Genomic DNA, 24,023 nt, shown 5'->3' on the forward strand with positions numbered 1-24,023 from the left:
TTCGTAATGAAATATTTAATTCTTCTAAGGCATGGTGAGGCCGGCTTTTCGGACGGAGTGGACTTTCAGCGGCAGCTGACCCCCTTGGGAAAAGAGAATCTGAACCGCCTCGGCGGAATCCTGAAAGCCGGTGAGATGAAGGTTGACTTTTTGCATTGCTCGGCTGCCACGCGCACGAGAGAGACTGCCGAGATTATCAAATCCTATGTGGAGATCGGAGACGCCGAATACACGCGGGAGATCTATGAAGGTAACTTGGACTCTTTGATGAGACTGCTCGAGCATACGCCCAGAGAAGCTAATTCCTGCATGTTGATCGGGCACAATCCGACGATCAGTCTATTGCTTTCGCATCTGACCCACGAAAGTTACCTGGGCCTGAAGCCCGGAATGATGGCCATCGTCGAACTGGAAATCACTGACTGGTCGATGATCGGACTCGGGACGGGGACTTTGAAGGAGGTGTTGGAGTGACGGGTCCAGTAGGCGGTTTTGGCAGTTTGCAGTGATCAGTAGGCAGAGTTCAGTTGACAGACTGCCAACTGCACACTGAATATTGCCAACTTTACTGACTCACCCAAGTCCTTCAATATCCGCCTCTGAATACCTTGGGGTTCCTCCTTGCTTAGTCGCTACAAAAGCACCGATCTTGCATGCGAAATCCAGAATGTCTTCCGGTGATTTCTCTTCCAAATAGGTCTTGATAAACCCGCTTAAGAAGGCGTCTCCTGCTCCGATCGAGTCCTGCACCTGCACCACATAGCCGGGATGATCAAACATCTTTCCTTTCTGATAAATCAATGCCCCCTTGGATCCGCGGGTCACGCAGATGATCTCCATTGGGTAATGTTGGTCGAGGTAGAAGCAGAGGTCTTCGATCGTGGCTTCGGTCTGGAAGTAGTCTGCAAAAATCTCCAGTTCGTCTTCATTGATCTTCAGGATATCTGCAAAGCCAAGCAGCGTCTCGATCACCTCAAAATCATAAAAGGGAGGACGGAGGTTTGCGTCAAAAATCCTCAGGGTGGGATGGTGGAGCAGCTTGATAAGTGTCTTCAAGCTTTCCGCATTTCGTACGCCTAGGGTGCCAAATACAAAGGCATCGGCTTCTTCTACGGCTTTGTCCATCGACTCATTCCAAGTGACAAAGTCCCAGGCCACAGGAGACACGATGGTGTATTTGATGTTTTCCGGATCGGAGGTATCCACTAGAACCTTGGAGGTTTCGTGATCTTCTTTCGTCTGGATCAGATCCAGAGGGAGGCCAAAATCACCGAGGAATCCTAGAAGTTTCTCACCGTCTTCGTCCCGTCCCACGGCTGAGATTAACCTGGAATTCAGCCCAAGCTGGTGCAGATTGAGGGCGACATTCATGGGCGCACCACCGGCCACCGGACCTGAGGGCAGGCAATCCCAAAGCATTTCCCCAAATATTACGACGTGATCACGCATGGCTTTTGTGTAAGTCTTTTTGAATTTCCTCCAGAGATCTTCCTTTGGTCTCCGGCATCTTGAACGTCACCCAGAGAAGCTGCCAGACCATCATCGCGCAGAAGAATGCGAAGATATACCCCGGCCCAAAGCTGTTGGCAAAGAACGGGAAAACATTCGCGATGACAGCGGCGAGGATCCAGTGGGTGAAAGAACCCAGCGATTGCCCGTAGGCGCGGAGTTCGTTGGGAAACATCTCGGAGATGAAAACCCAGATGACGGCACCCTGGCCGACCGCATGGGAAGCGATAAAGCCGAAGACGAAGATCGGCAACCAGAAGGCGGGAATGCCCGGTCCGAGGAAATTGTAAGCCATCAAGGCGAGGGAGATGATGTAGCCGCAGGAACCGATGTACATGAGGATTTTGCGACCTAGCCGGTCAATCAGGTACAAGCCAAAGAAGGTCGCAAACAGGTTGATCAGGCCGATGCCGATGGTAGAAATCAGGGCATTTTCCGAAGAAATACCTGCCATTTCGAAGATCCTTGGCGCAAAATAGATGATGGCGTTGATTCCCGAGACTTGGTTGAAAAAAGCAAACATCACCGCCAGCATCGTACTTGAAAAGAACCTCGGGCTAAACAAAACTCCAAATCCGGACTTCTGCTTCATGCTCTTTTCTTCCTCGATGGCCAACCGAATTGCCTCATCTACTCCGTCAGGATCGGTTCGGGTCAGGATCTCCCGGGCTTTCACCTGGTCGTTGAATTTGGAAATCAGCCAGCGCGGACTTTCCGGGATTCTGAAGATCATCACGCTATAGATCAGCGCCGGAATCCCCTCGACTCCCAGCATCCATCTCCAATCTTCGGCGATTCCTGCCGTCCCGATCAGGTAGTTGGAGAGGTAAGCCATCACGATGCCGAAGACAATGTTGAACTGGTACAGGGCGACCAACAGGCCCCGATTTTTGGCAGGTGCGATCTCTGAGATATACATCGGCGCCACGACTGAAGAAGCTCCGACTCCCAATCCTCCCAGAAACCTAAAAAAGGTGAAGGAGGTAAAATCCCAAGCTATCCCTGAGCCGACTGCCGACACAAGATAGAACACGCCAATCCAAAGCAAGGCTTTTTTCCTTCCCCATTTATCTGCCGGAATACCACCGAACAACGCTCCGATTACAGTACCGTAGAGTGCAGAGGCGATCGCCAGTCCGTGCATCCAATCGCTGAGCTGCCAGACCTGCTGGATGTCCCTTTCGGCACCCGAGATGACAGCTGTATCAAAGCCAAATAAAAAGCCGCCCAAAGCGGCTGTAATGGAAACAAAAAAGGCGTAACGATTGGAGGACATGGAGTATTTTGGGTCGAATCTGCTACTAAACTAAGGAGAAGGATCACAATTCAAAACCCCGCTCGGCTTAATTTTCTTATATTCGCGGGCACAGAAACTGATGCCTGACCGGCTATTATTCCGTCAGGAATTTCCCAGGCAAGAAAATATAAACCCAACTCATGGCTACTGCGACTGAGATATACAAACCCAAAAACCACATTCGAATCGTCACCGCGGCGTCCCTTTTTGACGGGCACGATGCAGCGATCAACATCATGCGGCGGATCATCCAGTCTACGGGCTGCGAGGTAATCCACCTCGGGCACAATAGATCCGTACAGGAGATCGTCGACTGCGCGATTCAGGAAGATGTGCAGGCGATTGCGATCACGTCCTACCAAGGCGGTCACGTGGAGTTTTTCAAGTACATGTATGATCTGCTTGGCGAAAAAGGAGCCGGGCACATCAAGATCTTCGGCGGGGGTGGGGGAACCATCCTTCCTGAGGAAATCAAGGAGCTGCAAGGCTACGGCATCACCCGCATCTATGCGCCGGATGATGGACGGGCTATGGGGCTTCAAGGCATGATCAACGACTTGGTGCAGCGCTGCGACTTTCCGATAGGCGACGAATTGCCGGAGGGATTTACGCTGGTAAAGGAGCACAAAGAGCATGTCGCCAGAGCCATTTCAGCTTTTGAAAACTTTCCGGACAACTCAAAAGTACTTTTAGAGTCCGTCAGAAAGGAAAGCAGCGCCGCTACGACTCCAGTCTTGGGAATCACCGGGACGGGAGGAGCGGGGAAGTCTTCGCTTGTCGATGAATTGGTCAGAAGATTTATTCTTGATTTTGAAGATAAAACTCTGGCAATCATATCGGTAGATCCATCCAAGCGAAAAACAGGTGGAGCACTTTTGGGAGATCGGATTCGCATGAATTCCATCCATCATCCCCGCGTATTCATGCGCTCTTTGGCTACACGACAGTCGAACTTGGCGCTCTCCAAGTACGTGCAGGATGCCGTCGATACGGTGAAAGCCGCTGGATTTGACATGATTATCCTCGAGACTTCGGGGATCGGGCAGTCCGATACCGAGATTATCGAGCATTCGGATTTGTCACTTTACGTGATGACCCCGGAGTATGGCGCGGCTTCCCAGTTGGAGAAGATTGACATGCTGGACTTTGCGGATGTGATCGCTCTCAACAAGTTTGACAAGCGTGGGGCTTTGGATGCGATCCGCGACGTGAAGAAGCAATTCAAGCGCAACCACAACCTGTGGGATATCGAGGACGACAAGATCCCGGTCTTCGGTACGATCGCTTCGCAGTTTAACGATCCCGGGATGAACCAGCTCTATCGGGCGGTCATCGGCAAGGTAAGCGAGAAGTTTCAAGGCTGGGAAAGCAGCTTTGAACTGACGGCCGGTACGTCTGAGAAGATCTACATCATTCCGCCGGCACGTACGCGCTACCTAAGTGAGATCACCGAGAATAACCGCAACTACGACAAATGGGTCGAAGAGCAGAAGGAAATCGCCCAGCAGCTCTACAGCATCAATAAGTCAATCGAGACAATCAAGGCTGCCAAGGTGGCTGACAGTGATCGCCTGGCTAAAGAACTTCAGGAGGTTTGCGCCCAGGTAGAGTTAAGTCTGGATCCGAAAAACAAGAAATGGCTGGAGGAATGGCCTGCCGAAGCCGCCAAATACGGGGAAGACTTCTATGTATTCAAGGTCAGAGACAAGGAAATCAAGATCAAGACTTATTCCTCATCGCTTTCCAATTCCAGGATTTCAAAAGTGGCTTTGCCAAAGTATGAAGCTTGGGGCGAACTGCTGAAATGGGGCTTGCGCGAAAATGTGCCGGGCCAATTTCCATACACGGCTGGAGTTTTTCCTTTCAAAAGAGAGGGGGAAGATCCTACCCGGATGTTTGCTGGTGAAGGCAGCCCTGAGAGGACAAACAAGCGTTTTCACTATGTTTCGGCGGGAATGCTCGCAAAGCGCCTTTCAACTGCCTTCGATTCGGTGACGTTGTACGGGGAAGACCCGGACTATAGACCTGATATCTATGGCAAGATCGGCAACTCCGGCGTGAACGTCTGCTGCCTGGATGATGCCAAAAAGCTCTATTCCGGCTTCAATCTCGTAGATCCGATGACCTCCGTCTCGATGACGATCAACGGCCCTGCGGCTACGATGACGGCCTTTTTCATGAATGCAGCGATCGACCAGCAGTGCGAGGTTTACATCAAAGCCAACGGCTTGGAAAGCGAAGTTCAGGCAAAGATCGATGCGATCTATAGGAAGAAAGGGCTGAAAAGACCTGTTTATAACGGCGTCGTTCCCGAGGGAAATGATGGCCTGGGCTTGATGCTTTTGGGCGTGACGGGTGATCAAGTTTTGCCAAAGGAAGTCTATGAAAAGATAAAAGCGGATACCGTCTCCAAAGTAAGGGGCACGGTGCAGGCCGATATACTAAAGGAAGATCAGGCACAAAACACCTGCATCTTTTCCACCGAGTTTTCCCTGAGATTGATGGGAGATGTGCAGCAATATTTTATTGAGCAGAATGTCCGGAACTTCTATTCGGTGTCCATCTCTGGATATCACATCGCAGAGGCCGGAGCCAATCCGATCACGCAGCTTGCGCTGACACTTTCCAACGGCTTCACTTACGTGGAATACTACGTGTCCCGCGGGATGAACGTCAACGACTTTGCGCCAAATCTGTCCTTCTTTTTCTCCAATGGAATTGATCCGGAATATGCGGTCATCGGCCGGGTGGCGAGAAGAATCTGGGCCAAAGCTATGAAGTTGAAGTACGGTGCCAATGAGCGGTCTCAGATGCTGAAATATCACATCCAGACTTCAGGTCGCTCGCTCCACGCACAGGAGATTGACTTCAACGATATCCGCACCACCCTTCAGGCGCTGTATGCGATCTATGACAATTGCAACTCGCTGCACACCAACGCCTACGACGAAGCGATCACCACACCGACTGAAGCGTCGGTAAGACGCGCGATGGCTATCCAGCTGATTATCAACAAGGAACTGGGGTTGACCAAAAACGAAAACCCACTACAGGGCGCGTTTATTATCGAGGAATTGACAGACCTCGTGGAGGAAGCGGTCTATGTGGAGTTTGACCGAATCACCGAACGAGGAGGCGTGTTGGGCGCGATGGAGACGATGTATCAGCGTGGAAAAATCCAGGAGGAAAGCCTGCATTATGAAATGCTCAAGCACACGGGCGAATTCCCGATCATCGGCGTGAACACCTTTCTTTCTTCCGAAGGATCACCGACAGTGACTCCAGGCGAAGTGATTCGCGCAAACCAAGACGAAAAGGAGGCGCAAATTCAAACCTTGAGGAACTTACAGAAGACGTATGAGGGTTTGGAACATGAGCTGCTGATGGAGCTGCAAGTTGCGGCTGTCAAGAACGAAAACGTCTTCGCGAAACTCATGGAGGCATCCAAGTTTTGTTCACTGGGACAGATCACACATGCGCTCTACGAAGTGGGAGGGCAGTATCGCAGGAATATGTGATGTGGGATTGGAAAACTGGAACATTGTAAAATTTGAAAATTACTCACGTAACTAATATTTAAAAACCGAAAGTACGGAATTTCAGAACTCGACTAAACCGATCAAGCTTGGACAGTTGAAATGGCCTCGTACTTCGTAAATCGTATATCGTAAATCAAAATGGCAAATAAGAGAAACGTCACCGTTCGCATGAAAGCGGATCTGGAATATGAAGCCCGCAATTTGCAGGGCAACCTTGTCAACATCGACATGTATGATCCTGAGCACAAGCACGCTCAATCCCCAATGGATTTGCTCCTTTCTGCATTGGGAAGCTGCGCTTCGGTAGATGCGGTGCTGATGATGAAAAAGAAGCGAAGAGAAATTGTCGATTTTTATGTAAGTGTGGAAGGAGTCCGGAATGACGGCGTACCGGCGTATTTCACGGATATCGAGTTGACTTTTGTCCTTGTGTCCCCTAATGCTACCGAAGAGGAGTTTGCCAAGGTGGTGGCTCTCTCTGTAGAAAAGTACTGCTCGGTCGCATCCTCGCTGAAGTCCAATATTACGTTCAAATCAGAAGTTAAAAAGCCCGAATGAGAGTTGTCAAAGAATTGACCCGGGAGGAAGTGCGGATCAGCATTTTCTCCTGGAACAATAAGTATATCCTCAAGTTTGAGCTTGGCCCGATGGAGCAGACTTTTAAGCTCAGTGAGATGGATGTTTTAGAGGAAAAAGAGCTGGATTCCTTTCTGGGAGGAGATTTTTTTGAAAAAGTGAAGGCGAGATTTGATGAAATGGGCAAATCCTTTCGTTCGCAGTTGGAAAATCTCTAATTTCCCTGAAACAGGATTGAGTTATGCGCCTTTGTGGGAGAAGCCCTTTTATTCTTGCAGCGATTGTATTTTTAGTGGGTTGTGGTGCTTCGGAGGAGAAAATTCCTGAGGCAGATTTCCAGAAGATAAGAGATTTGATCAATGAAATGGAGGGCCAGGGCGCTGCCATGGCGGAGCAACTGGACACGGTGGCTCATTACTACGAATACATCCTTTCAAAGAAAGACTCCATTCTCGCCAGTGCTGCTCCGAGCCCGTACAAGTTTGACGGTGCGATCTCTACCAACTTGCCGGAACAGGATTCCTCGCTTAGTTCGATTATTATTCTTAATTCAACTCCCGATCGGCAAAAGGCCGAACAGGAAGTCGTGTTGACCAATCTTATGGACGGCATGTTTTCTTCCTTCATTGCGAACAATCCCCGAGCCGCCCAGATTTATTCCAACTCGGCAATGCAGGTCAGCCGGGTATATCCAGCCTATGATGCCAGAAACATAATAGATCCGGAAATCGACGTGACCAAGTTCAATTTTTACTATGAAGCAGACTTGGCCCATAATCCATCAAAGGGTTTGGTGTGGATCCAGGATGCCTATGTCGACCCGGCGGGAAAGGGCTGGATACTTTCGCTTTTGCATCCGATCTACGATGGAGATGAGCTTTTCGCCGTGTTGGGCGTCGACTATACTGTGAGCGATCTGGTCCAGAGATACCTAGACGCGCTGGAGGGTGAGTTCATCCTGGTCAATTCCAAGGGGGACATAGTCGCTGGTAAGACCGAAGCAATTGAATCGTTGAGTATGCCTCCCTTGAAAAACCACGTCTATCGTGAGACAGTCAATTCCGACTTTTTTCGGGTTTCTGATTTCAATCTTTTCAATAGTAAAAGCTTGGAAGTAAGGGTGATGGCTCAGCAATTCCTGCTGGAGAAGAAAAGCGAGTTTAGATTTAGGGAAGAGGCCAATTTACAACAGGCGATTTGTCTTCAGTTCAACGAGATAAATTGGTTTCTTATAGAGGTTTTTCCCAATTACTGATGGCAAGAACGCTGATAGGCCGCTCTAATTTTTGGCTCATTTCCGTCGTAGGAAGCTTGCTGGTGGTGCTGGTGATCGCTCTGGGATTTAGTTTTTTTAATGCGATTTATTTTTCTCAAGTCGACTCACGGAAGGAGTTTTTGGTCAACCAAACTGAGCTCGCTGCGCGGGGCTTGGAGATCGAGATAAACCGCTTCGAGGAAGAGTCCAAGACGCTGGTGTCTTTTCTTGAGGATCCGGATCTGGATGATGAGGACTTTAGAGGAGACCTTACAGTGACTGCAAGGAGGACTTTTATGAGCTTTCCTGGCATGCTGGACTCCGTGCTGGTAGATATGGTGGATTCCACCATCGTGTTTAAGATGTCCGAGACTAATAATTTTGTACGGAAAAGACATTTGGGGTCATTCCCTAGCAAAGTAGGCAATGATCAACTCTTGGTGACCGGCAAAGCTGGATTTAGAATTCTCTACACCCTGGATATAGAAGGGTACAGCAAGGAATATGTCACCAATTTTTACTTGGATCCCGGGGGAGAAAAATTTCTTTTGCGTGAGTCCAAGTTGATTTCGATCGGTCAGAGAGCGAATCAAGGGACAATTTCTCTTGACGAGGGCGATTTTGAACGGATCAAGGCGGACGTTGGCCTTGGGCTCAAGGGTTACTATGAGATCAGTGGGAAGAAAGGGGAAGAAGAGTTTTCGGGAATCTTGGTTCAGTATCCATTTTCCTACGCCAACTCTGATAGACTTGCTTCCCTGGTCTTCTTTGTTCCCACGGAGGGACTGACCTCCGGGATTTACAGTACGTATCTTTTTCTATTTGTTGGCACAGTCGTCCTTTTGATAGGTACCGTGGCCTTTTTCATTATTTCGCTAAAAGGAAATGTAGACTCGATCAAGATCCAGGAGGAAAACCTGAACGAGATCTCTCGGTTATTTGACCAGCAGAATTTGCTTTTGCAGGAGATCAAAGGGTTCGTCTTTTTCCACGACTACCGGGGGGAAATCACCAAGGTGTCCGATGAGGTGGAAGATGTATTGGGCCATTCCAAGCAGGAGTTTTTCGAAGCTTTCAAGGTAGATTCTGTACATCCGGCGGCCAATATGGTCAAGGAGGAAACTATTAAGGCGCTGATGGAAGGAAAGTATCTGGTGGAGCTCGAATATGATTTTGTCAAGCCCAGCGGAGAGAAAATCAGAGTGAAGGTCTTCGAAAAGTTGCTCTTTGATGAGCTGGGGAGGTTCTCCGGTGGCATGGGGATCGGCACGGATATTACCTCGCAGTTTTTGGCCCGTCAGGACATCCTCCATAGCGAAAACCGCCTCCGAACCCTGATCAGTAATATTCCGGACACGATATTCATCTATGACAACGATGGCATCGTGCTGGATTATCACGTGCAGGATAAGAAAAGTCACTTGGATGCCAGCCATCTTTCCCTGGGCAAATCCCTTCCTGAATCGGTGCCTCAAGATCAGGCTGAAGATATCCTGCGCGTATTCAATCGGGCTAAGAAGACCAACAGCATCCAGACGATCGATGTAGTCTGGAAGAGCCCGACGGGTGAAAAGCACTACGAGATGCGTTTTTTTCCGCTCGACCAAAACCAGATCATGTCCATCTCCAAGGATATCACGGTGCAAAAAATCTGGGAAAAGGGTCTTGTGGAAGCGATGAATGCCGCAGATCAGGCCAGCCGCGCCAAGTCGGAATTTTTAGCCAACATGAGCCATGAGATCCGAACTCCGATGAACGGATTGCTTGGGATCATTGACCTGCTGGAAAGCACCAACCTCAACAGGATCCAAAAGCAATATGTCGAGATCATCAAGAACTCTGGCAATTCGCTTTTGAATATCATTCGTGACATTCTTGACTATTCCAAGATCGAATCAGGCAAAATCGAGATTCATCCCGTCGCTTTCAAGCCGGTGGACGAGTTAGAAGATCAGATCAAGATTCTTTCAGGGCTGGCAGTCAAGAAGAAGATCAAGCTGAAAGTCTCCTATAGCGGATTTGAGGCTGTCGTGCTGGAGGGGGACAAGGGGAAAATCAACCAAGTACTGATGAACTTGGTGGGGAATGCCATCAAGTTTACTCCGGAGCACGGAACCGTGGGCGTGAAGATGGACGTCAATTCTGTCGATGATTACCTCTCCATGCTTTCATTTAGTATCTCTGATACCGGAATCGGTATTCCACAAGAGCACGTAGATCGCCTGACGGACCCGTTTTATCAGGTAGAAAGCTCCAATACACGGGCCTATCAAGGTACAGGCTTAGGCCTGGCGATTGCTAAAAAAATCGTCGAACTGATGGGCGGACAACTCGAGATTGAGAGCGAACTGGGCGTGGGGTCTGTATTCAGTTTTTCCGTGATTGTCAAGAAAGTCGAACAGGACATTGCTCCTGTAGAACGCAAGGAATTGACCTGGAAAGATATCCGGGAGATGGGGACGGAGTTTCCACTGCGGATACTTTTGGCCGAAGACAACGATCTCAACCTGCAGCTGATGACCTTGATGTTTCAACAGCTCGGGTTTCAGTTTGAGGTGGCCCAAAATGGTGCTGAGGCAGTCGAGAAGGCTAAAAACCAAGAATTCGACGTCATTCTGATGGACGTGCAGATGCCAGTCATGAATGGATTGGAGGCCACCCGGGAGATTCGGAAGATCGAAGGGAGAGACAATCTGGTGATCATTGGCCTCTCGGCCAACGTTTTTGAGGAGGATCAGAAAAGAGCACTGGAATCGGGGATGAATGACTACCTCACCAAGCCGATCCGCCTGGCCTTGCTGGCGGACAAACTGGAGTTCTACTACCGAAAAGTAAGAGAACGGATGGGTTGAAAAAAAGAGAAGGCTCCAAATCGGAGCCTTCTCTTTTTTTATAGACTGGTGTGAAGATCAAACTCTTCCAGATAGTCCGCCACCCTCCGTACAAACATCCCTCCAAGTGCTCCGTCGACCACACGGTGATCGTAGGAATGGGAGAGGAACATCTTGTGACGGATGGCGATCACATCGCCAGTTGGGGTCTCTACGACTGCGGGTTTCTTCACGATGGCACCGACGGCCATGATCGCTACCTGAGGCTGAGGAATAATGGGAGTTCCCATCACGTTTCCGAATGAGCCCACGTTGGAGACGGTATAAGTTCCTCCGGCTAGATCATCGGCCACCAGCTTGTTGTTTCTAGCGCGATTGGCTAGGTCGTTTACTTTTTTGGAAATGCCCACCAAGTTCAATTGGTCGACATTTCGGATGACCGGGACAATGAGATTGCCGGATGGGAGGGCCACTGCCATACCGACGTTGATGTCTTTCTTTTTGATGATCTTATCACCTTCTACCGAGATATTGATCATCGGAAAATCATGGATTGCCCGGGCGATGGCTTCGATGAAAAATGGCGTGAAGGTGATGCCTTCGCCATATTTTTCTCTATAGGCCGATTTGTTTTTCTCTCTCCATAGCACAATGTTGGTCATGTCAGCTTCCACAAAGGAGGTGACGTGAGCCGAAATTCGCTTAGAGTCCACCATCCGCTGGGCGATCATCTTTCTCATCCTGTCCATCTCGATGATTTCATCCGTAGCGGAGATGCTCAACTGGACTTTCGGCTGGGAAATGGATGGAGTGACTTTAGGAGTCGAGACTGGTATGGGAGTATGATGCCGGGTTTTGAGATAGGCAAGCATGTCTTCCTTCGTGACGCGGTTTTCCTTCCCGCTGCCAGGAATTTTGGAAAGCTCAGCCATGGAGATTCCTTCTTCCTTAGCGATGTTTTTAACCAAAGGAGAGTAAAATCTCCCATCTTCAGACACTATCTCCTGAGCTGAGACGGGCTCAGCCAGAATCGAGGCCGTGTTTGCCGGAGCTGCCGCGACCAGTTCTTCTTTTTGAGATTCAGGAGCCTTCGTCGGAGAGGTGTTGGCCACTCCGTTCTCTGATACAGTTTCGATGACAGCGATGGGAGCTCCCACGGCGACGATGTCACCTTCCTTGGCAAGGATCTTTTTCAAAACTCCACCATGTGTGGCGGGAACCTCCGTGTCGACCTTGTCGGTAGCGACTTCTAGCACAGACTCATCCGGCTCGATGAGATCACCTTCCTTCTTCAGCCAGGTGAGGATCGTACCTTCTATAATACTTTCACCCATTTTGGGCATCAGCATCTCTACACTTGCCATAGCGATTGAAGTAATTTAATTGGGTTTAAATTCAAGTTTTAAAATTAAATTTTCTTGAACTCCTACCCAAACCTTGATTGTAAAATTTTATTTGTTATTCTGAATGAAGCAAATCCTTAGCAAATTCAAAACAGCAACGGCGGTTATTTGAATATTCAGCAACCGGTCTTGGCCCAATTGCAGTTTTTTTGCTTCAGAAAAGCCTTCACCTGCGCAGGCAATCCAGACCGTGCCGACTGGCTTCTCTGCTGATCCACCGTCCGGACCAGCGATCCCGCTGGTAGAAAGTCCGTAATCCGACCCGAACAGTTTTCTCACTCCGGCAGCCATCTCACGGACTGTCTCCTCACTCACCGCACCATGAGCCTTCAGTGTTTCGGCAGTGACGCCGAGGATGTCCTGCTTAAACTGATTGTGATAGGGAACCACCGATCCGTTAAAATAGGCAGAGCTTCCGGGAATACTGGTCACCAGATGCGATACGTAGCCTCCGGAGCAGCTTTCGGCCAAAGCTAAAGTTTTCCCTGAGTTCTTCAAAAGAATTCCAATCGCGGATTCGAGGGTTTCATCATCGTAGCCATATACGTAGTTGCTGATCTGCGGTAATACCAGCGCGATCTGTTTGGCGACCTCTGACTCCAGCTTTTCCCGATCCGATCCGAATGCAGTCAGCCTTAGTCTAACTTGCCCCAGAGAAGGCAGGTAGGCCAGTCGGATATGCTCTGGCAACGCATTTTCCCAGTCTCTGATCAGATCTGCGAGCCAGCTTTCGCCGATTCCCACGGTTTTGAGGACCTTGTGATAGATCACAGGAAGTGTGAAAAGCGAGGGCAATTTCGGCAGGACAAAGTCCTTCATGAGTTTTTTCATCTCATGTGGGACTCCGGGCATAGACATCCAATAGGTGCCGTTTTTCTCAAACCACATCCCAGGCGCCGTCCCAACTTCGTTGGGTACGTAGGTACAGCAGGAGGGGAGGTGGCCCTGTAAGATGTTGAGCGGGGTTATTTCTCTCCCTCTCTGCTTGAAAAAAGCCGTCACGGCCTCTACCGCCTCCGGCACTTCGACGATGCCGCAGCTAAAATATTCTGCCAAAAGTGGCTTGGTGAGATCGTCCTGAGTCGGGCCGAGTCCACCGGTGATCAGGATTAAGTCCGCCCGTTTTTCAGCTTCGGCGAATGCGGTTAAGATATCGGTCCGGTTGTCGCCCACGGTGGTTTTCCGGACGACTTTGACGCCTACCAAGTCAAGCTCCTGGCTGATCCAGTGGGAGTTGGTGTCCACGATCTGTCCATAGAGCAATTCATCTCCGATGGCAATGATTTCTGCTTTGATGAGTTTCATTCCCGGTTTGGGTTTATCTGACTTTGGCTTTTCTGATAATTTTTGAAAGAACGGTGGGAAAGAAGCGCTTGATGTAAAGTGCCAAGGTTTCTTTTCCTCCGATATAGACTTCTTCTTTTTTTCGCGTCATGGCTGAGAAGATCTCTTTGGCGCAAGCCTCCGGACTCATGCCGTTGGCCTGTGCGTCGTCCATCTCTCCCAATGTCGACCCATCGGCCGTGATAGCGTTCACTGAAACATTGGTGCGGATGAAGCCTGGACAGATCATCGTCACGGCGATGTGATCCTTGTAATGCTCGGCTCGCAGCGTGTCGAAAAACCCATGCAGCGCATGCTTAGATGCGGCGTACGAGGAGCGGAAGGGAGAGCCGATGATACCAACCAGTGAACTGATCACTCCAAACTGTCCGGTTTTTCTGGAGATAAAATGAGGAAGGAGCGCTTTGGTCAAAGCAACGGTCCCGAAGAAATTCACTTCCATCAGCTTGCGATCCACATCCAGACCCGTTTCCCTGATCAAGGAGCGCTGACTGATTCCGCCGTTGTGAAGCATGAGATCCACCTGTCCAAAAAGGCCAATCGCTTGCTGGACTTTTGCGTCAAAAGTCTGAATCTCCGTCAGATCAAGCGGTAAAACCCGAACCGCCGATGGATCGGCACACTCAGACTTGACCCGGTTCAGTTCTTGTTCTTTCCTCGCCGAAATGATCACACTATACCCCCGCTTTGAAAATTCCTTTGCGGAAGCTTCTCCGATACCGGATGATGCCCCTGTGATCCAGATGACCGGTTTTGTCATGATTTGGTTATTTTTTCGTAAGTCACAAAGGAAAAAGGATACTCGTTTTTCTCGTCTGCGGGATGATCTTCTCTCCCTGTTTCTTCCCAAATAGCTAGGTCAATCTCAGGGAAAAAGGCGTCGCCCTCTGGTTCTGCGTCCACGTCAGTGATTTCCAGCCGATCGCAGAGATTGACTGTCTCGGCATAGATCTGCCCGCCGCCGATGATGTACAACTCGTCGATTCCGGCTTTGTTGCAAAAAATAAAGGCGTCTTCCACCGACGAGAAGGCAAAATGCCCGGTGGGGGCCTGGAAGTCAGGGTTTCTCGTGATGATGATGTGAGTACGGTTTGGAAGGGGCTTTCCGAGTGACTGAAAGGTTTTTCTCCCCATCAGGATATAATGTCCGGAAGTCAGATTCTTAAAACGCTTGAGGTCAGCGGACAGCTTCCAGATCAGTTGATTGTCTTTGCCAATGACGTTGTTTTTTGCTTTGGCGGCGATGAGGATGATTTTCATCTGGTTATGATTTGATTTCTAAAGGCCAGATGGAATCTCGCTGGATTGGAAATCCTCTTTTCAAGTGATGTATTTTGTAGTGCTCGATTTTCACAGGGCTTCAAAGTTTGCCTTGAAGTTACCAGTCTTTGGAAAGTAAAAAATGAAAAAGGGTAGAAAACTACCCTTTTGCTGATCGATTATTAGTTGGAGTCTGCCATCATGTTGGGATAGTCGGACATTTGAAATTTTTGCGAACTACTCGTCTCCAGTTCTACGACTTTCATATCGGTGACGGCACCTTCCTTGTCCGTGAAGATCATCTCCATGAAGCTGCCCTTTGGCGCACTGGAAAACATCGAGGAGTAGCGTTCGATCGTTTTGCTGGAGACCATCGGGTTACTTTGGGGTGAAAACATTGAAAACCCCTCAATTGGCTTTTCCGTCACCCAATAGTTGCCATCTCCATCTTCTGTCTTGACAAGATATTCTTCGCAATGATAGCCAAGTATCGTTTTTGAATTCCCAGTCTTGGTGATGCTGTAGTCAGGCTGTTCCATCTGATCTACCGCTTCGTCATCTACCATTCCCTGTACTTTGTCGTAGTCCATCTTCATGGCCATACTTGATTTTTTGCCCTTGTCTTCCAGCAGGATTACCATTGCCTGGTTTTTGGAGTCCATGATCGACGTGGTCGTCATATCGGGTTGTTTTGGGTCTGCAAAGGCCATTCCCATGAACTGGGTGTCGTCCGAGAGGAGATACTTTATCCTCATCGGATCCTCCGATTTTCCTTTTTTGTCGACACTCGTCACTTCCATTACCATGTAGCCGCTAAACTCATAGGTACTCTCGGTCGGCGCTGGCGTCATCATGCCTCCCAATAGGCCGTCTATCGCGTTGTTGGTGGCTTTTTCGGAAGATTGTTTGGCTCTGTTGGTGGTGGCATTTTCCACACCCTGCGCAGCTGCGTTTTGGATTTTTTTTAAAAGCTGGGCCTGAGCCGGAAAAATGGACAGCGACCCAGCAACAACCAGGATACTTAAGATTGATTTTTTCATGATCTAGTAAGTTAAAAATTCGACTCAATTTCCTAAAAATGAGCCGGATAAAAAAGAGTTGACAGCATTCAGTTTGCAGCTTACAACCTGTTCATTGCAAACCGCTCACTGGCTCACAGCTTCATGCCTCTGAGCAGATCTTGGATAGCCATTCGTTTTTTGCCCTCTAGTTGGAGTTCGAGCACTTCCAAGGTGCCGGATCCTGTCTGAAATTTCAAAAACGTTTTCCCGTCTGACTGCCATTCTCCGGGTTGTTTTTCGGACATGTTCCTGTCTGAAAATCCCGACTTGAAGATCTTGCAGCTCTTACCCTGAAATTCCGTCCAGGCGGCAGGATAGGGGGACAATCCGCGGATCAGATTGTGGATTGACTCAGCTGAGTTTGTCCAGTCAATCTTGCCTGTTTCTTTGAAGATCTTCGGGGCATGGTGGAGGGCTTTGGACTCGTCCTGTACGCTCGGATTGACTTCGTTCGTAGAGATTGCCTCGACCGTTTTAACTACTAGCTCAGCGCCGATGGTCATCAGTTTTTCATACACTGAGCCGAGGTCGTCTTCCGCGAGGATAGGGACTTTTTCCTGGAAAATGATACTCCCGGTGTCGATCTCATGCTTTAGAAAAAATGTCGTGACTCCGGTCTCGGTTTCTCCGTTGATGATGGCCCAATTGATCGGGGCGGCACCGCGATAGTTGGGAAGTAAGGAAGCGTGGAGGTTGAATGTGCCCAAAGGCGGCATATTCCAAACCGCTTCGGGAAGCATCCGAAAGGCAACGACGATCTGGAGATCGGCCTTGAGTTCTCGAAGCTCCTGCTGGAATTCCGGGCTTTTCAGGTTAGTTGGCTGGAGGATGTGCAGGCCGAGTTTCTCTGCCGCTTCTTTGACGGGCGAACCGACCAATTTCTGCCCTCGGCCCTGAGGCTTGTCAGGTGCGGTGATGACGCCGACGACATTCCATCCGTTTTCGACGAGTTTTTCAAGTGCAGGCACGGCAAATTCCGGCGTGCCCATGTAGATGATTCGGAGGTTTTTTCCTTTTACTTCAGTATTCAACATTCAGTGTTCGATGTGCGATATTACGTCAATCCTAATCTCGTGTTTATTAAACACTTCGTAATCGACTTTCTATATTCGTTGTATTTTATACAAGTTTGTTAGATTCTTAAAACTCAATAGAGATTTTAACCTTTCCGCCCAATCCTTTTTCCACGATTTCATAGAGTGTTTTCAGAGTCAGATTGCTGCCGTTATTCTCGATTCTTGAGATATAAGCTCTATTTTTATCAACCAAATCTGCAAGTTGTTCTTGGGTCATCTTTTTCTCTTCACGGACCTTTTTTAACATCAAGCCAATTTTGAACGACTCAAAATCCCGATCTAACCCGTCTCTTCTGGGAGTTCCCTTTTCTCCATAGATCTCGTCCTTGATAGTACTCCACGATTTAGTGCTCATAATTTCCCGTTATTTGATTTTATTTTCTTCGAAATACTCATCCATTAACTTTGAAGCTTTTTCGATTTCCTTGACTGGAGTTTTTTGTGATTTTTTCTGAAATCCGTTTAACAGAATTACTAATCTGCCTTTGTCAAAAAAGCAAAACACCCTCCAGATGTTTGAACCAAGTTGAATCCTTGCTTCAAATAATCCTTTTTTAGTTTTAATGGCCTTTAGGTAGGTTTCAGGAATCCTTTCTAAAGTTTCAATTGCTTCGATCACCTTAAAGATCTTATTCTGAACCTTCTCTGGTTGATTTTTTACAAAGACTTCAAAATAGTCTTTGTAAACTACTACCTCTCGGATCTTTTCCATTTTGACAAATGTAACTTAAAAGTAACAAAAATTGATTTGAAGATAGATCGGGTTTTGTTTAAAAATAAAAAACACGTTAGCCCAGATGAATTTTAGATTTTCAAATCACTTGTAAATCAGATATTTATCTCTTTTCGTTTTGTACGCATCCAATCCAGCCTTCCAGCTTTCCCGAATTTCAGCCTCGCTTTTTCCGGTCAAGATCTGCTTTTTTAGCTCGTCGGTGCCGACCAGCGTATTGAAATAGTTGTTAAAAAACTTCTCTTTCATGCCTGACTTGCCATAGGCGTCAAGCAGGTATTTAAGCGTAAAGTGATGGTCCATCGATTCTCCTCTCAGATCCACACCGTAGCAGAGTTCGTCTTGAAGCGGTGGAGTCTTGGACATGCCGTCTATGCTGACGGGTGTAAAGGTGAAGTCGCCAAATTTTGGGTCAGGATAACCATACACCTGAAAAGGAAAATAGGTGCCGCGTCCGAGCGAAACAACCGTGCCTTCAAATAGACAGGTGCTCGGGTAGAGCTTGATCGAGAGATCGCTTGGAAGATTCGGAGATGGCTTCACCGGAAGATTGTAAGGCATCGAGTGCGTCCAGTTGGCTACGGGAATCACTTCCAAATCTACCGTCAAACCGCCTTTGAGCCATTTTTCCCCGTTGATCATTTGTGCGAGTTCGCCGACTGTCAGCCCGTGGACAATCGGGATGTTGTGCATTCCGACAAAGGATTCGAAGCCGGGTTTCAACATCGGCCCGTCGATATAGGCGCCGTTCGGATTGGGCCGGTCAAAGATGATGACCTTTTTCCCCTGCTCGGCACAAGCTTCCATCACATAATGCATGGTGCTGATATAGGTGTAAAATCGCGTTCCGACATCTTGAAGGTCAAAGATCACCACATCCAGATCGGCGATCTGGGCGGCACTTGGCTTCTTGTTGTTTCCATAAAGGGAAACGATGGGAATTCCCGTCTTTTGATCAATGCTGTTGTCCACTTTTTCGCCGGCGTCTGCTGTGCCGCGGAATCCATGTTCCGGAACGAAAACCTTCTTGACTTGAATGCCTTTCTCCAAAAGAAAATCCACCACATGCTTGTTGGCTGATTGGGGCATGATGCTGGTTTGGTTGCCGACAACCCCAACTTTTTTCCCCTCCAAAAGCGGAAGGTAAAGTTCGGACTGTTCTGCACCGGTCAGAATGGGCTGCTGAGAAAAGCTAAACTGAGCCGAACAAAGGGTAAGTGAAAACGCCAAAAAGTAAATCAGGAATGAATTTTTCGTTTGCTTCATGCTATTTTGCGGGGATTTCCAGACAAATTAATACAAGCCCTTGAACCTTTCCTATTTCATTGCCAAAAGAATCAGTTTCAAGCAGGCCGGAGGGTTTTCGGGGACTATCCACCGGATAGCCGTTGGAAGCCTGGCCTTGGGACTGGGTGTGTCGATCTTGGCTTTTATGGTGTTGGGCGGATTTCAGGACACTGTTTCCGAGCGGGTTTTTGGCTTTACGGGCCACTACCAAGTTCAGCGGTTTCAGATGAGCAATGCCTTCGAAGAAGCTCCTTTTTCGCTCAATTCGGAATTCATCCAAAACTCGGAGAAACTCAATTTTCTGACCCGGATCCAGTCTTTTGCCCACAAAGCAGCACTGCTCAAGGGTGACGATGAAGTGGAAGGGATTCTGATGAAGGGAGTGGGGAAGGACTTTGACACCCTGGCTTTTTCGGAGTATCTCGTGGAGGGCAGGATGCTTCATGTGCCGGATTCTGGTGTGAGCAATGAGGTGATGCTCAGCAGCTTGATCGCAAATAAACTGACGCTGGAAGTTGGAGATAAGGTCACCATGTACTTCGTGCAAAATCCTCCGCGGTTCAGAAGGGTAGAGGTCGTGGGAATCTTCGAGACTTATCTCGAAAACTTTGACGAAAAGATCGTGGTGGGGGAACTTCAGACGATCCGAAACCTTAACGGCTGGACTCAAGACCAGGTGGGCGGCTTGGAGATTTTCGTGGATGATCCGAAGAAGACGGAGACCTATTTTCCCCTCATCGAAGACCAAATGGATCTCAATCTCAAGCTGGTCAATAGCCGAGACAGGTTTTTGGAGATCTTTGACTGGTTGACTTTGTTGGATACTAATGTAGTGGTATTTGTTTCCCTCATCGGCTTTGTGGCGATCTTCAACATGGGTGCAATCCTATTTATCCTCATCATGGAGCGGACGCAGATGATCGGATTGCTGAAGGCTATGGGCGCCAGAAATAATCAAATTCGGAAAATATTTTTCTGGAACGGCATGAAGATTCTGGGGAGAGGCTTGATCTTGGGAAACTTGATCGGAATCGGGATCGGCTTTTTGCAATATCAGTTCAGGCTGGTGCCACTCGATGCGGCCAGTTATTACATGAGCTATGTGCCGATTGAATGGAACTGGCCGGTCTTTTTAGCATTAAATGTCGGGATCGCGCTCTTGACTTCCTTGGTGTTGTGGATTCCGGTGATGGTGATCTCCAGGATTGACCCGATCAAATCGATTCGGTTCGATTGAGTCGGTAGGGAGAAAAGATGCTCTTGATCTTCATCCAGATTACCCCCAAAACCGCTTCTTTGAAGATCCCGGAACTCATCTTGGATGCTCCCTTTGTACGGTCGGTGAAGATAATCGGAACCTCGATAATCTTGAATCCCAACTTCCAGGCCGTGAATTTCATCTCGATCTGAAAGGCGTAGCCAATGAATTTCACTTCCTTCAATCTAATTCCATCCAACACACTTCTGTGGTAGCATTTGAAGCCCGCCGTGGCGTCCTTGACTGGCAGACCGGTGATAAAATTGACATAGACGCTGGCGAAATAGGACATCAAAACCCGTCCGATCGGCCAATTCACCACGTTAACTCCGGTGATGTATCGGGATCCAATAGCCAAGTCGTAATCTCTTCCCTTCACCGCCTCGTAGAGTCGGACTAAATCCTTTGGGTCGTGGGAAAAATCGCAGTCCATCTCAAAGATAAAGTCGTAGGATCGGTCTAGAGCCCACTTGAACCCGGCGATATAGGCGGTGCCAAGACCAAGTTTTCCGGTCCGCTCCATCAGGTGAAGTCGGTCAGGATAAGCCTGTTGGAGGGATTTGACGATAGCTCCGGTGCCGTCTGGCGAGCCGTCGTCGATGACCAACAGCTCAAAATTACCGCTCAACTCCATCACCGCCCGTACCATGTCGCGGATATTTTCCAGCTCATTGTAGGTTGGGATGATGACGAGTTTTCGGTGGGTCATAGTGCTATCAAAGGCTAAAAGTAAGGTTTAAGGCGGATTTTTTGAAGAATGGCCGTTGTGAATTTTGCTTAAAAGCTAGTTTTACGAAAAAATCACCCATGACACAACTCGTCGCTATTGTTAGTTATTTGTCTGTCGGAGCGTACGATACCGACACGGTGGATGAGGACCAGATACTTTCCTCTATTTTGAGCAAACTCGACATCGACCATGAGATTCAGATCTGGTCAGATCCCGAGGTGGATTGGAGTCGATTCAGCCATTTACTATTAAAGTCTCCCTGGGACTATTTTGACTACTATCCGGAGTTCTTGAAATGGATTGATAAGATCAAAGGATTGGGAATTCCTGTATTGAATGATCTGAATACGGTCATTTGGAATTCGAGCAAGGAGTACCTGCTGGAAATTGAGCAAGCCGGTTTTCCTGTGATATCGGGGATGATCTTGCCGCAGGGGAGTGTTCCTGACTTGCAGGAAATCCAGAAGAAGGTCAATTCAGAGACGATTGTCGTCAAGCCTTTGGTCAGCGGAGGTGCAAAAAACACGGTGAAGATTCCGGTTAGCAAATGGGCCGAATTTGAGGAGAAAGTGGGTCAGCTCGTTCAAGAGGAGGACTTTTTGGTACAGCCCTTCATTTCCGAAGTCGCTGAAGTGGGCGAGTATTCATTGATTTTCTTCAATCGAAGGTTTTCCCATGCGGTGTTGAAGACGCCTGCGAAAGCTGATTTTCGTGTGCAGCACTACTTCGGAGGCACCATTCAGGAGATCGAGCCGAGTCAGGCAATGCTGGATTCCTGTCAGAAGTTGATTGATCAATATGGTGCCAAGACGCTCTATGGTCGAGTAGACGGTGTAGAGATTGATGGGGTTTTCCATTTGATGGAGCTGGAGCTGATCGAGCCATATCTGTTTTTGGCTTTATCCGACAAGGCGATTCCAAACTATGAGGCGGCGCTGAAGGAGAGGCTTTTGGGCAAGTAGAACGCCCTTGTCTTTCATACCGCTGAGTTCCAACTTCCGGCTTCCGCTCAAATTTCCTTTGCTGCTCTGGGCTTTCGGAGTTAATTTCCACCCCAATTACTTATTCTCAAAATTTTATGTTCTCAAACCAAAAATCGACTTGGATGGGAATGGCCTTGTTTTTTTCGGCCATCTCTATCCAAGCGCAAACCAAGCTTCAGCTGGCTTCCTTCGAAAATAACAAGGGAAGTTGGTCAGAAGTCGGCAAGGTCTGGGCTGATCCCCTTCAGTCCGGCCACGAGCTCCTTTCCGAAGGGAAAGGAAGCATCATCCTCAACACTCCAACCAAAAAGAAACCTGGTGTCGATATCGTCTCTACCGAGAAATTCGGCGACGCCGAGGTGACTTTGGTCTACATGATGGCTCCCGGCTCCAACTCGGGCATGTATCTACAAGGCCAATACGAGATCCAGTTGCTCGACAGCTGGACCAAAACTTCGGTCAAAGCTGGGGACAACGGCGGAATCTACGAGCGCTGGGACGAGACCAAGCCCGATGGACAAAAGGGCTACCAAGGCTATGCGCCTCGCCTGAATGCCAGCAAAGCTCCGGGAGTTTGGCAGACGTTGAATGTGAAATTCAAAGCTCCGAGATTTTCTGCTTCCGGTGAAAAAATCGAGAATGCCAGAGTGATGTCAGCGACCTTGAATGGTGTGACGATCCACGAGGACGTGGAGCTTTTTGGCCCGACGAGAGGTGCCATGGCAGGCGGGGAAGTGGCTCTTGGCCCGATACGCATCCAAGGCGACCACGGAGCCATTGCGATCCAGTCTTTGGAAGTGAAGCCTTATCAAACTCCAGCTCCAGAATTTGGCGAGATTTCCTATCAGGTCTTTCCGGGATCTTACAGAGAGCTTCCTGAAGTAAGCACACTGAAAGCTTTTTCAACCGGCAAAATCGCGTCTTTCGACGATTTCGTAGCGGGACTGACCGAGACCTCTTTGAGCAAGTTTGAAGGAAAGATTGCAGTGAAAAAGGCCGGAAACTACACCTTCAGGATGATGGTGCCCGAGGGATCTGGCGCGATCCAGATCGGAACTGACGGCGACGTCGCTCAGCTGAGAGAAGGAATGATCTCTGCCGAGAAATTCTTGGCAGAAGGCGAAGTCCCCTATGTGATCTGGGTTTCCAAACCGTCCGACTGGACTGCGCAGGGCTTTACACTGATGGCTTCGGCTGACGGCATGTGGCCACAAACCTACAGCACTCCCGCAGGTGCGGACTTCTGGTCCACCGATCCGATCTTGGTGAATGCCAGCGAAACTCCGGTGCTCAGATCCTTCATCGAGTTGCCCGGCCGCAAGAAGATCTCGCATGGCATTTCTGTGTCCTCAACCACGGGAGCTAACTACTCTTACGATCTGAGCTCTGGCCAGCTGCTCAGGGTATGGAGAGGTGGATTTTTGAATGCGACACCGATGTGGGATAGCCGTGGAAACGGGGTTTCTCAACCAATCGGAATCGTGACGGAGTTGAGCGATGGATCACCCTTGCTTCACAACGCAGACTACAGCGCAGTTTCCAAGGAATGGCAGGCGAAAGGCTATCAAATCTTGGGAGACGGCGCGGTGAGATTTTTGGCCAAGTCCAAGGATGGAATCGAGATGAAAGACCAAATTAAGGCCAAAGCCGACGGAAAGGGCATCGATCGCATGCTGGAGCTTACCGGCAATAGCGCAGCTATGCTGGTGCGTGTCGCTCCAGGCAAAACGCTTACAAAAGTGTCAGACAATATGTATCTGATCGAAGAAACTGGAATATTCGTTGTTTCCGCTGATGCTCCCAAAGCCGGCGCTGAGGGCATCTACTTGCCAGTCACTACCTCGCTCACCTACAGCCTCCTGTTTTAATCCTGAATAGAAG

General features: G+C 48.8%; 21 protein-coding genes. 9 read left to right on the forward strand and 12 right to left on the reverse strand.

Going from position 1 to position 24,023, the window contains the following annotated elements; all coding sequences use genetic code 11:
• Positions 1 to 6 precede the first annotated feature (6 nt).
• The gene (locus G459_RS0101600; protein ID WP_035454856.1) at positions 7 to 474 is read left to right on the forward strand and encodes a SixA phosphatase family protein; all 468 of its coding nucleotides are present in this window, start codon (positions 7 to 9) and stop codon (positions 472 to 474) included.
• Positions 475 to 573: 99 nt separating this feature from the next.
• Here the strand turns inward: G459_RS0101600 and G459_RS0101605 are convergent, their stop codons facing one another.
• On the reverse strand, positions 574 to 1,449 hold the full coding sequence (locus G459_RS0101605; RefSeq protein WP_026966065.1) for a carbohydrate kinase family protein: 876 nt from the start codon (positions 1,447 to 1,449) through the stop codon (positions 574 to 576).
• Entirely contained in the window at positions 1,442 to 2,785 is a 1,344-nt protein-coding gene (locus G459_RS0101610) for a sugar porter family MFS transporter (protein WP_026966066.1), read from the reverse strand. The genes G459_RS0101605 and G459_RS0101610 overlap by 8 nt, the downstream gene beginning before the upstream one ends.
• Before the next feature lie 161 nt (positions 2,786 to 2,946).
• Between G459_RS0101610 and G459_RS0101615 the strand changes: the two genes are divergently transcribed.
• The 5 genes from G459_RS0101615 (at position 2,947) to G459_RS0101635 (ending at position 11,028) form a co-directional block, all read left to right on the forward strand.
• Positions 2,947 to 6,324 carry a methylmalonyl-CoA mutase family protein gene (locus G459_RS0101615; protein WP_026966067.1) on the forward strand — a complete coding sequence of 1,126 codons (3,378 nt, stop codon included), beginning with the start codon at positions 2,947 to 2,949 and terminating at the stop codon, positions 6,322 to 6,324.
• Between the two features lie 159 nt (positions 6,325 to 6,483).
• Positions 6,484 to 6,903 carry an OsmC family protein gene (locus G459_RS0101620; protein WP_026966068.1) on the forward strand — a complete coding sequence of 140 codons (420 nt, stop codon included), beginning with the start codon at positions 6,484 to 6,486 and terminating at the stop codon, positions 6,901 to 6,903.
• Positions 6,900 to 7,139 (forward strand): hypothetical protein, encoded by a 240-nt coding sequence (locus tag G459_RS0101625; protein WP_026966069.1) that lies wholly within the window; start codon positions 6,900 to 6,902, stop codon positions 7,137 to 7,139. The genes G459_RS0101620 and G459_RS0101625 overlap by 4 nt, the downstream gene beginning before the upstream one ends.
• A 23-nt stretch (positions 7,140 to 7,162) precedes the next feature.
• Positions 7,163 to 8,176, forward strand: a complete 1,014-nt coding sequence (locus G459_RS26605) for a hypothetical protein (protein ID WP_157373253.1) — start codon at positions 7,163 to 7,165, stop codon at positions 8,174 to 8,176.
• The gene (locus tag G459_RS0101635) at positions 8,176 to 11,028 is read left to right on the forward strand and encodes a PAS domain-containing hybrid sensor histidine kinase/response regulator (RefSeq protein WP_035454858.1); all 2,853 of its coding nucleotides are present in this window, start codon (positions 8,176 to 8,178) and stop codon (positions 11,026 to 11,028) included. Before G459_RS26605 ends, G459_RS0101635 begins: the two co-directional genes overlap by 1 nt.
• A gap of 38 nt (positions 11,029 to 11,066) precedes the next feature.
• On the opposite strand, the gene G459_RS0101640 is transcribed toward G459_RS0101635, so the two are convergent.
• The 9 genes from G459_RS0101640 to G459_RS0101680 all read right to left on the reverse strand — a co-directional run bounded on the left by G459_RS0101640 (position 11,067) and on the right by G459_RS0101680 (position 19,150).
• Positions 11,067 to 12,371: a dihydrolipoamide acetyltransferase family protein gene (locus tag G459_RS0101640; RefSeq protein ID WP_026966071.1), complete on the reverse strand. Its 1,305-nt coding sequence runs from the start codon at positions 12,369 to 12,371 to the stop codon at positions 11,067 to 11,069.
• An 87-nt stretch (positions 12,372 to 12,458) separates the two neighbouring features.
• Positions 12,459 to 13,715 carry a competence/damage-inducible protein A gene (locus G459_RS0101645; protein ID WP_026966072.1) on the reverse strand — a complete coding sequence of 419 codons (1,257 nt, stop codon included), beginning with the start codon at positions 13,713 to 13,715 and terminating at the stop codon, positions 12,459 to 12,461.
• Between the two features lie 13 nt (positions 13,716 to 13,728).
• Positions 13,729 to 14,514 (reverse strand): SDR family oxidoreductase, encoded by a 786-nt coding sequence (locus tag G459_RS0101650; protein ID WP_026966073.1) that lies wholly within the window; start codon positions 14,512 to 14,514, stop codon positions 13,729 to 13,731.
• Positions 14,511 to 15,014: a dihydrofolate reductase gene (locus G459_RS0101655; protein WP_026966074.1), complete on the reverse strand. Its 504-nt coding sequence runs from the start codon at positions 15,012 to 15,014 to the stop codon at positions 14,511 to 14,513. The genes G459_RS0101650 and G459_RS0101655 overlap by 4 nt, the downstream gene beginning before the upstream one ends.
• Positions 15,015 to 15,196: 182 nt before the next feature.
• On the reverse strand, positions 15,197 to 16,054 hold the full coding sequence (locus G459_RS0101660; protein ID WP_026966075.1) for a DUF4412 domain-containing protein: 858 nt from the start codon (positions 16,052 to 16,054) through the stop codon (positions 15,197 to 15,199).
• A 113-nt stretch (positions 16,055 to 16,167) separates the two neighbouring features.
• Positions 16,168 to 17,109 carry a methionyl-tRNA formyltransferase gene (gene fmt, locus G459_RS0101665; RefSeq protein ID WP_026966076.1) on the reverse strand — a complete coding sequence of 314 codons (942 nt, stop codon included), beginning with the start codon at positions 17,107 to 17,109 and terminating at the stop codon, positions 16,168 to 16,170.
• Positions 17,110 to 17,215: 106 nt separating this feature from the next.
• Complete coding sequence (locus tag G459_RS0101670; RefSeq protein WP_026966077.1) at positions 17,216 to 17,506, reverse strand: helix-turn-helix transcriptional regulator; 291 nt, start codon at positions 17,504 to 17,506, stop codon at positions 17,216 to 17,218.
• A gap of 9 nt (positions 17,507 to 17,515) precedes the next feature.
• Positions 17,516 to 17,863 (reverse strand): type II toxin-antitoxin system RelE/ParE family toxin, encoded by a 348-nt coding sequence (locus G459_RS0101675; protein ID WP_026966078.1) that lies wholly within the window; start codon positions 17,861 to 17,863, stop codon positions 17,516 to 17,518.
• Between the two features lie 105 nt (positions 17,864 to 17,968).
• Positions 17,969 to 19,150, reverse strand: a complete 1,182-nt coding sequence (locus G459_RS0101680) for an exo-beta-N-acetylmuramidase NamZ family protein (RefSeq protein ID WP_026966079.1) — start codon at positions 19,148 to 19,150, stop codon at positions 17,969 to 17,971.
• Positions 19,151 to 19,190: 40 nt separating this feature from the next.
• Here G459_RS0101680 and G459_RS0101685 point away from each other — a divergent pair, with 40 nt between their 5' ends.
• Complete coding sequence (locus G459_RS0101685; RefSeq protein ID WP_026966080.1) at positions 19,191 to 20,408, forward strand: ABC transporter permease; 1,218 nt, start codon at positions 19,191 to 19,193, stop codon at positions 20,406 to 20,408.
• Here the strand turns inward: G459_RS0101685 and G459_RS0101690 are convergent.
• Positions 20,386 to 21,138 carry a polyprenol monophosphomannose synthase gene (locus tag G459_RS0101690; protein WP_026966081.1) on the reverse strand — a complete coding sequence of 251 codons (753 nt, stop codon included), beginning with the start codon at positions 21,136 to 21,138 and terminating at the stop codon, positions 20,386 to 20,388. The two genes, G459_RS0101685 and G459_RS0101690, sit on opposite strands and share 23 nt — an antisense overlap.
• Before the next feature lie 98 nt (positions 21,139 to 21,236).
• Between G459_RS0101690 and G459_RS0101695 the strand changes: the two genes are divergently transcribed.
• Complete coding sequence (locus tag G459_RS0101695) at positions 21,237 to 22,121, forward strand: ATP-grasp domain-containing protein (RefSeq protein ID WP_026966082.1); 885 nt, start codon at positions 21,237 to 21,239, stop codon at positions 22,119 to 22,121.
• Positions 22,122 to 22,237: 116 nt separating this feature from the next.
• The gene (locus tag G459_RS26610; RefSeq protein WP_051315023.1) at positions 22,238 to 24,010 is read left to right on the forward strand and encodes a 3-keto-disaccharide hydrolase; all 1,773 of its coding nucleotides are present in this window, start codon (positions 22,238 to 22,240) and stop codon (positions 24,008 to 24,010) included.
• The last annotated feature ends 13 nt before the right edge of the window (positions 24,011 to 24,023 follow it).

This window comes from Algoriphagus terrigena DSM 22685, assembly GCF_000429445.1.
Lineage (GTDB): Bacteria > Bacteroidota > Bacteroidia > Cytophagales > Cyclobacteriaceae > Algoriphagus > Algoriphagus terrigena.